This is a genomic window from Rectinema subterraneum (assembly GCA_009768935.1).
Classification (GTDB): Bacteria; Spirochaetota; Spirochaetia; order Treponematales; family Rectinemataceae; genus Rectinema; species Rectinema subterraneum.
In genome coordinates this window covers 1-8,597 of the sequence record WESA01000066.1, presented here as the reverse complement: position 1 = coordinate 8,597, position 8,597 = coordinate 1, and the positions used below count along the sequence as shown (strand labels likewise).

At 47.6% G+C, this 8,597-nt stretch carries 8 protein-coding genes; 6 read left to right on the top strand and 2 right to left on the bottom strand.

The window, feature by feature from the left end; genetic code table 11:
• The first annotated feature begins 437 nt into the window (after positions 1–437).
• The 6 genes from GAP13_RS11940 (at position 438) to GAP13_RS11915 (ending at position 6,305) form a co-directional block, all read left to right on the top strand.
• Entirely contained in the window at positions 438–815 is a 378-nt protein-coding gene (locus GAP13_RS11940; protein WP_158908538.1) for a hypothetical protein, read from the top strand.
• A gap of 36 nt (positions 816–851) precedes the next feature.
• A complete protein-coding gene (istA, locus tag GAP13_RS11935) occupies positions 852–1,976 on the top strand; it encodes an IS21 family transposase (protein WP_158908537.1) in 1,125 nt (374 codons plus the stop codon).
• Positions 1,969–2,733 (top strand): IS21-like element helper ATPase IstB, encoded by a 765-nt coding sequence (gene istB / locus GAP13_RS11930; protein WP_158908536.1) that lies wholly within the window; start codon positions 1,969–1,971, stop codon positions 2,731–2,733. The genes istA (GAP13_RS11935) and istB (GAP13_RS11930) overlap by 8 nt, the downstream gene beginning before the upstream one ends.
• Before the next feature lie 133 nt (positions 2,734–2,866).
• Positions 2,867–3,028, top strand: a complete 162-nt coding sequence (locus GAP13_RS13340) for a topoisomerase DNA-binding C4 zinc finger domain-containing protein (RefSeq protein ID WP_158908535.1) — start codon at positions 2,867–2,869, stop codon at positions 3,026–3,028.
• 50 nt (positions 3,029–3,078) lie between these two features.
• Positions 3,079–5,373: a hypothetical protein gene (locus tag GAP13_RS11920; RefSeq protein WP_158908534.1), complete on the top strand. Its 2,295-nt coding sequence runs from the start codon at positions 3,079–3,081 to the stop codon at positions 5,371–5,373.
• A gap of 14 nt (positions 5,374–5,387) precedes the next feature.
• On the top strand, positions 5,388–6,305 hold the full coding sequence (locus tag GAP13_RS11915; RefSeq protein ID WP_158908533.1) for a DEAD/DEAH box helicase: 918 nt from the start codon (positions 5,388–5,390) through the stop codon (positions 6,303–6,305).
• On the opposite strand, the gene istB (GAP13_RS11910) is transcribed toward GAP13_RS11915, so the two are convergent.
• Together istB (GAP13_RS11910) and istA (GAP13_RS11905) are read right to left on the bottom strand one after the other, a co-directional pair.
• Positions 6,265–7,044, bottom strand: a complete 780-nt coding sequence (gene istB / locus GAP13_RS11910) for an IS21-like element helper ATPase IstB (protein ID WP_158908532.1) — start codon at positions 7,042–7,044, stop codon at positions 6,265–6,267. The genes GAP13_RS11915 and istB (GAP13_RS11910) overlap by 41 nt on opposite strands.
• Positions 7,041–8,504 (bottom strand): IS21 family transposase, encoded by a 1,464-nt coding sequence (gene istA / locus GAP13_RS11905; RefSeq protein ID WP_158908531.1) that lies wholly within the window; start codon positions 8,502–8,504, stop codon positions 7,041–7,043. Before istA (GAP13_RS11905) ends, istB (GAP13_RS11910) begins: the two co-directional genes overlap by 4 nt.
• Positions 8,505–8,597: the final 93 nt, after the last annotated feature.

Sequence of the window (8,597 nt, the reverse complement as noted above, 5' to 3'; positions counted from 1 at the left end):
TAAAATGTTGTATACTAGCTCTATAGAATCTAATAATGTGTCTACTTAAATGGGGTTAGTTCAGACTAAAACCGGAAAGTTATCACCGACTGTGACAGTAGTCGACCGGCTCGCGCACCATGGACACATTCTCTTGTTCGAAGGCGAGAATTACTGCATGAAACATGCACTCATGCGGCAGAAAGACCAGATAAAATTACCCATGGCCTAGTGGGGAATTTTGCACGATTTTTTTGGGGATTTTGGCTTGACGAAATACAGGCAGGCGAGCTTGCCATGGACGGCAGCGGGCGCAACTCCACGTTTGTAGCCCGTCACAGTCTGTGACCCCCCATCGGCAATTTTATTGACCCCAGGGGTCGGCAGTTTTGGTGACCCCCTCCTGCGCTATATTGGTGAATTTCTTGAAGGCTATACTGGCCGTAAGGAGGTTCACCATGCCAAGGAGGATCGCGATGATCGAGTTGCGTGAAATTATTCTGCAGCTCAGACGGGGATGTGGCATCAAGCACATTCATAGAACCACAGGCCATCACCGGACGGTCATCCGTGCACTCAAAGCCATTGCAGAAGCAAAGGACTGGCTGAATCCCCAGAAGCCCCCGCCTGACGAAGCGGCGGTACATGCGGCATGGGAAGCAACCATCACCTCGAAAAAACCGCACCAGCTTGACGGCATCCAAGACCAGCTGTTGCGCTCGCACCACGAAGGGATCAGTTTTGTCGTCATGCACCGCTTGATTGCGGGCCAGGTTTCCTGTTCAGAGTCAACACTGCGGCGCTATATCCAAAAGATGTGCCCGCCCACGCAATAACCGGTGATTGACCGCCTGTATATCCCGGGCGACTGCATGGATGTGGATTTTTGGTTGCTTGGCCTCGTCGATGACGAACAGGATGGCCGCATGCGAAAAGCCTGGGTTTTCTCTGCCCGTTTGCGGTACTCGCGCAAAGCATACCGTACCATCGTTTTCAGCCAGCATCAGGATAGCTTCCTGGCGTGCCATATCGAGGCGTTTGAGTGGTTTGGCGGAGTACCTGCCACAGTAGTTCTGGACAACCTGAAAGCCGGGATTGTCAAAGCCTCCTGGGAGGATCCACTGGTTACTCGCGCGTATCATGCGTTGGCGGAGCAGTATGGTTTTACCATCAGTGCCTGCAGGCCCTCGACACCGAAGCATAAAGGCGGGGTCGAGAATGATATGCACTACCTCAAACGCTCATTCTGGCCGGAAATTCGCGCGCGTGAAGCACAGAAAGGCCATGCGGTTCCACGCCTTGCAAAGGTTGTCGCCTATCTCTCTGAATGGAATGCGACGGTGAGCGAAGTGCGGCTCGTGGCAAAGGTGGGCAAAACCGTCACGGCGCTGTTCGCCGAAGAAAAACCGTATCTGCAGCCGCTGCCGTCCACGCGCTGGGAGCCTGAACGCTGGGCATTTGCCACGGTGCAAGCCGACTGGCAAATCCAATTTGACAAGGCATTCTACTCAGTCCCCTACCGCTTCATTGGGCAGCGAGTTCTCGTACAAGCCACCAGGACAACCGTCCGCATCTTCCACGAGAGCGACGAGATTGCCGTGCACGAGCGTGCCGAGCATCATTGGCAACACCGGGTTGTTGTCGACCATGGGCCGCCGCAGGCAGCTGAATATCTTGCCACCAGTACCAAAGGCCTGCTTATGGCAGCAGAGACAATTGGGCCTGCCACCGGCCGCTTTGCAAAGGCAATCTATGCTGATCGTGCCGTCGACAGCATACGGCCCTTGTGGGCCTTGGTACATTTGTCGGAACGCTACCCCTGTGACGCGATTGAGCAGCAGGCAGAACGGCTCCTTGCGTATGGTCTTGCCTCGTACACCAGCCTCAAGAATGAGCTCAAATTCGCCAAAGAAAAAGCAACACGATTTTCCCCTTCGTTCCGATTCGCTCGGGATCCTGCGTACTACCGTGACGCGGCGGGGGTGTGCCATGGCTGACCTCGCCGTCCTCAAACCCAAACTGACCCGCTTGAAGCTTTCCGGCATGCTCGACAGCCTCCAGCAGCGCTTCGACGAGGCAGTGGCACAAAAGTGGTCCTTCTCGGATTTTCTTGAGCATCTTTTGCAGGATGAAGTCGAGCGTCGTGATTCGAAGCAGCTGGCGTACCGGCTTACAAAATCAGGGCTCGATCCTCACAAGACCTTTGAGAGCTTTGACTTTTCCTTCAACCCCAAGATCTGCGAACCCGCAATCAGGGAAATCGCCTCCTGCCAATTTCTGAACGACAAGGAGAATGTGTTCTTTGTGGGGCCTTCGGGCGTCGGGAAAAGTCACCTCGCCCAGGCAATCGGGCACGAAGCAGTTCGTCGCGGACATGAGGTACTCTTTCGGAGAACCGCACCGCTGTTTCGCTGGATAGCGGCAGGACACGGCGACGGAAGCTACTCTCGGCGCTTGAAGTCTGTCATCGCAGTGCCGCTCCTCATCTTTGATGATTTTGGGCTCCAGACCCTCTCGGACGAGCAACAGAATGACCTCTACGAAGTCTTGTGTGAACGGTACGAATCGGCGTCAACCATCATTACGTCCAACAGGGACTTCGGGGAATGGCCCAGTGTCTTTTCGAATCCCCTCATGAGCTCCGCGGCCATGGATCGACTGGTGCACCATGCGGTAAAATTCGTGATCGAAGGCAAATCATACCGGGTGGAAAGTTTTTCCTCCCGACAGCAGCGATTGACGGCAGGCAACTAGCCGGCTATGGTCAATCATGCAGGAGGGGGCCGGTAAAACTGCCGACCCGGGGGCAGAAAAAGTGAAGGATGACAAGTATGGCCCATATGGATCCTATCTTGCATGCTCTGGAGGCTGTTGATTCACAAGTAAAATGACAGAACATGATGCAATGGATTTTGCAAAGCTTTTTGGCATCAAATGCCCGAATTGTGATGCGGAAATGAAGGGTCGCAAAGGATCGAATGGCATGTTCCTTGGCTGTTCGAGGTATCCAACATGCAAAGGAACGCGATCGCTGAAAGATTTAATATGATTAGAATTCAAAATTATGAAGCATAATATACCTAAATAATAGGGGTTCCAATGAATTCTTCAATTCTGTTTCTTTCATTCATTATAATCATCATCATAGTTTTTGTTATTCTATTACTTGTAAAGAATAGAAATAGAAAGAAACAATATGTTATTCCCTCATCAAATATATCACATACCAGAGAGGCAGAAGACCTTCAATTAGATCCTGCTTCTTCATATTCAGCTAGTACTAAAACAATAGTTAAACAAGACATTCCTGAATTAATAGAAATAAAGAATAGCCCTTCACCTGTAGATTCTCAAATGATAGACGAAAGTTCTATAAATGATAATAAAACAATGGAAAATCTTGTAAACCCAAGATTAGAATCAAGTATCTATTTTACAAGTATCTATTTTATAAGAAATGATTCTCAAAAAACAAGAAAGCATACGCTAGAGCCGATAAAAAGAGGAGGGAGGCCTCGCGATCCAAATCGAGATCCAAAGTATTTATCATTAAGGCAAACATTAAATTATATAGCAAAGCCAGAAATTGTTTGCTGGGAAAAAGGATCAGAGTGGAAAGTAGGAGTTGAGATCCCTGATGAGATTCTTGCGAATCAAGACATTTCTATTCTTCAGAACGGAATATATTTAGATCGCGATAGTAATATTGACAATTGCTGGAATTTAGCAGCAATTTCGGGTGAAATAATAATCCAATGGAGCAATAATGAAATTAATAATAAGATTGTAATAACTAATGAAAATACATATCTAATATTTAGATTGGTTGGAGAAGATCAAAAGCGTGGCTACCTTGTTTCAAATCCATCAATGGGGTCATATCTAATAATAGCGCCAGAAATTTGGGAATATTCAAATATCTCAACGGTAAATAGAATCGCGCTGCCAGAACCATCAAGCCTTGTGGGTTATTTGGCTCATTTCTGCGAGTTTAAAGCAGATAAAGAGAATTCCGTTGCTTTTAAAACTAGCGAAAATAAAATAATAACAATCAAACCTGTTAAGCCTAAATTTGAATTGGTTGGGAATTCTCTTGAAGACTCTAGCGAAAATATTGGACCTCTTTTTGGTGATTCAATGCCGCAAATCAAAGCTATTACCAAGAATACCTGGAATGATATAAGTGTGATTATCATTGGAGAAGAAGGGAGAGCAAAAAAAAGATGGCGCAAGGAATTTATTCCTGATTTATCTCAAAATCCACAATATATTCCAGATAGTTTTTATGAGAAGGGTAGCGGTTGGTACTATGTTAGAATTTATAACAAGGAAAACGAGCTTGTAGAAAGTATGAATTTTAGATATATAGAATTATTAAAAAAAATAAACATTCCGAAGCATTTGCATCCAGCCCAAAATGATGGCTATCAAACAGCCAAGATAGAGCTCATCCATTCACCAGGATTTGTAATTAAAAGCGCAAACAGGCGAGACAATATTCAAATTGAACAAGAATCATCGGAAAAGACTATTATAAAAATTCCTGCAGATCCAGATTATGATAATAGCCATTGGCTTGTTGAAATCGACAATAATAAATTCATTCCATTGACTATTTCGCTTAAGAGGATATGGTGGGCTCTAGGCGAAGAGAACAAGACTCCTCTTGAATGGATTGATAAAGCTATCCTTCTCCAACGATCAGATTTTACTGCATTATCAAATAAGGCTTTATGGATTCGCTGTCCTCAAGATTTTAAAAGCAAATCAATATCGATTAGCATGGGAGAAAATTCAAGAGATAGACATTATAAAATATCTGATTCACTGGCAATGATACCTATTAGAGAGTTTTCTGATGTAACCGAATTGATGCTTCAGAATAATTTAGAGATATTTGCATCTTTACCTCAAGATAATATAAGAATCAAAATCTGCGAAGTGTTGAGGAAATTGCAATGTAAATTCTGCGATTTCACTTCATTGAATGAACAAGATATAATTGCACATGCAATAGCTAATCATTTGGACCAAATGTTTATCCCTTTAAATTACGATGAATTGAAAGCCAATGATCCAAATCTTCCGCATCGGATATATCAATGTATTTATTGCGGATTTTATGTAACCTCTGACGATATAGAAAATCCGACGAGCAAAATAATCCATCATATAAATAATGATTGCAAGAAAGCCCCTAGAAACGATGGCCCGCCCAGAACCGATTTTAAGATAATATCTAATGTCGATGAAATTAGGGAAAATATTATTGCTGAACTTCCTAATATTGAAAAATGCTATTTTTGCGGAAAAACTTTTGAACGGGCAACTGATAATAAGAAAAAGACTCATTTGAAAGAATGTCATATGTCTCTTCTTTATAAATTGCTATAGTATGGATTATAAACATGGACCCAATATCATTATCTAGGCTGATAGAGCAGCGCTACCGCCAATATCTCCTGACTTCTTTTTATTTTAAAGACAAAGATCTTCGCAAATCATTCCAAGAAGCATTGGCATCGGGACACCTGAGCAGAGGACCTTTTATAGAAGCTACGCCATTATTTAAGAGAGGTAAAACACCTCGCGAATTGTTTCAGGAATTAAGTAAAACTCGCGTTGATAATGCATTTTTAGATGCCTTATTAGGCGACCGTCCTCTGTATATGCATCAAGAACAGGCTATTGCTAAAGCGTATATGAATCACAATGTCATTATCGCAACAGGAACTGGAAGCGGAAAGACCGAATCATTTCTTTATCCCATATTGCATTACCTATATAGAGAATTCGAATCAAATCGATTAGGCCCTGGTGTTCGAGCATTAATACTATATCCAATGAATGCACTTGCAAACGATCAACGGGAAAGACTAGGAGAAATTTGCAAGCGATTGAAGAATTCTAATTCCCCATTTCAATTTACATTTGGACAATATATTGGCGAAACTCCTGCAGACAAGAATGATTCTTTTAGGAACGCAAGCGATCACATAGCAAATCGACTGCCTGGAGAATTAGTCTTACGCTCTGAAATGCGTGAAACACCGCCGCATATATTGCTTACGAATTATTCAATGCTTGAGTATTTGCTATTGAGACCGGCGGACAGCCCTCTTTTCGATAATGGACAAGCTCAATGGTGGAAATTTCTTGTACTTGATGAGGCCCATCAATACCGCGGCTCACATGGAATCGAAATGGCAATGCTCTTGCGACGATTGAAACAAAGATGTATTTTGTCAAGCCAAAATCCCCAAAAAAATCGTGTAAATTTCCCCACTAGGCCATGGGTAATTTTATCTGGTCCTTTTGGCGCATGAGCGCGTGTTTCATGCGGTAGCTTTCGCCTTCGAACAAAAGAATGTGTCCATGGTGCGCAAGTCGGTCGATCATCGCTGCTGCCATCTGGTCATCCGTGAAAATACTTCCCCACTTTGAAAACTCAAGATTCGTGGTGAGAATGAGGCTGCGTTGTTCATACGAATCAGCGATCACCCGGAACAAGAGCTGCGCTCCTTGGTGGTCGACGGGCACATAGCCCCACTCATCGATGATCAGGAGGTCTGCTCTCAGCACAGCTTTCAGCAATTTGTCGAGCATCCCCTCCTTGTGGGCTTCCGAAAGCCGCACGACCAACTCTGCCGCAGTGAAAAACTTTGTGCGCATCGATCGGTTGCAGGCTTCAACGCCGAGCGCCGTGGCCAGATGGGTCTTGCCAGTCCCTACCGGTCCGTACATGACAAGGTTCTTCTTTTCGGCAACGAATTGCATGCTCAAAAGTTCATCCCTGGACAATGCCGGCGGCAGCGAAACGCTCGTAAAATCGAATCCCTCGAGTGTCTTGTACACCGGGAAGGCGGCTTCCCGCAGAAAGCGCGCCCGGCGCGCCTGTTCCCGGCTCGCCATCTCGCTCTGCAGGACGTTCAGGAGGAATTGCTCCATGGGAGCAGTGCCTTCTTCCTCGCAGAGCTGGACCGCCGTCTGGCTGAACGCCATTTTCTTCAAAAGCTGCGAGATTTCCTCCCGCAAGAGCGTGCGGTTTGTCCGTGGCCGCCTCATGGAGTATGCTCCTTTTCCCCGATAAAGGCGCGATCGTATACGCCAAGGTCGGGGCCGGCAGCAGGAATCCCGTACAGCCCGTCGTAGACGTGGCGCGCGGCAACGGCATGGACGCTATAGCTATCCAGTCTTGCCACGCTGACCGCTTCCTCGAGGGAGGCGAGGGCTACCTCGAACCCGAAACGCTCGCTGCTCTGCACAAGCCCTTTGAGCACGTCACGCAGCCGGTCGCGGGGAAGCGCATCCAGTGCCTGGCGTACGGAGGGGCTCGTTGCTGCTCTGAAATGGCTGTTCTGCCAGGCGCTCGGCTTGTGCATGAGCGCCGCAATGCTGGTGTGCCAGTCGATGGAATCGCTCCGCTCCTCCCCATAGATCCTGCGGTGTTCACCGCGCACTTCTCCGTCAGGCCCGTAGACCACGATCTCACGGGCCTTGATCCCGACCGTAACTTCGCCTGACGCATACTCGGGAGCACTCGAGTACCAATGTTTGCCGTCAAGACAGAATTTGCCGTAGCCATCGGTACGAAGACGCTCGTACCGCTCGACATTGAACGGCCGTGCGGGCAGCGGGCTCAGGGCTGTCTGTTCCTCGGCAAAGAGTGCCGCGATAGTCTGGCCTTTCTTGTAGTGCTTCCGCGCATGGTCCTGCAGTGCCTTCTTGAACAGTTGCATATTCAAGTCGACGAGCCGATCGACTACCGGCAGGGGCACAAAGAAATTCCGCCGGGTATAGCCGATCTTGTTCTCCACATTGCCTTTCTCATGGCCGGCATTCGGGTTGCAGAAACTGACGGAAAACCCATAGTGGCACTTGAAACGAAGGAAAAGCTGGTTGAGCGCAACATGCTGCTGGATCTTGCGGCCGACACCAGTGGCATTATCGAATACAATGCGACGCGGTACGCCGCCAAGGTACCCGAAGATATCCTGTAAGCCCTGCGCAACGCATTCAGCGGTCTCCCCTTCGAAGACTTGGGTAAAGCCCGCATTGCTGTAGGGAAAGCTCAAGGTCAGATACTTGATGGTTTTGCGGACACCGGCTTCCATGACTTCCGCTTCACCAAAGTCAGCCTGGGCTTCACCAGGGGCCCACACGAGCTCAAGAAAGCCATCCATCTGCCGCTGGGCGACCTTTTTTGCCTTCACATAGCGCTGCACCAAGGGATAGGAACAGTCATACTCCCCGGCATGTTCTCCACATAGGCGCTGGTGAATGCGCTTCGCCGTGTGGCGCTGCTTAAAGCGCATGCGCTGGTCTTCAGCCAGCCACTCGTCAATGAGCGGCTTCCATCGGTCCAGCTTCGAAGGCCATGTGGTGTGTGCTTCCAGTGACTCGTTAAAGTCCTCTCGCTTCATATAGGTGCGCACGGTCTTACGATCAATGCGCAGCCTCGAGGCTATTTCGCCCGGCCCATACCCTTGACGCTGCAACTCCTTGATCTGATCAATCTGGTTCATCGTAAGCATGTCCTCCTCCCTGTACCGCGCCTATGATACAGGTTTTTCCCTACCAAAACTCCCCACGATTTTTCTGGGGAATTTTGACGATTT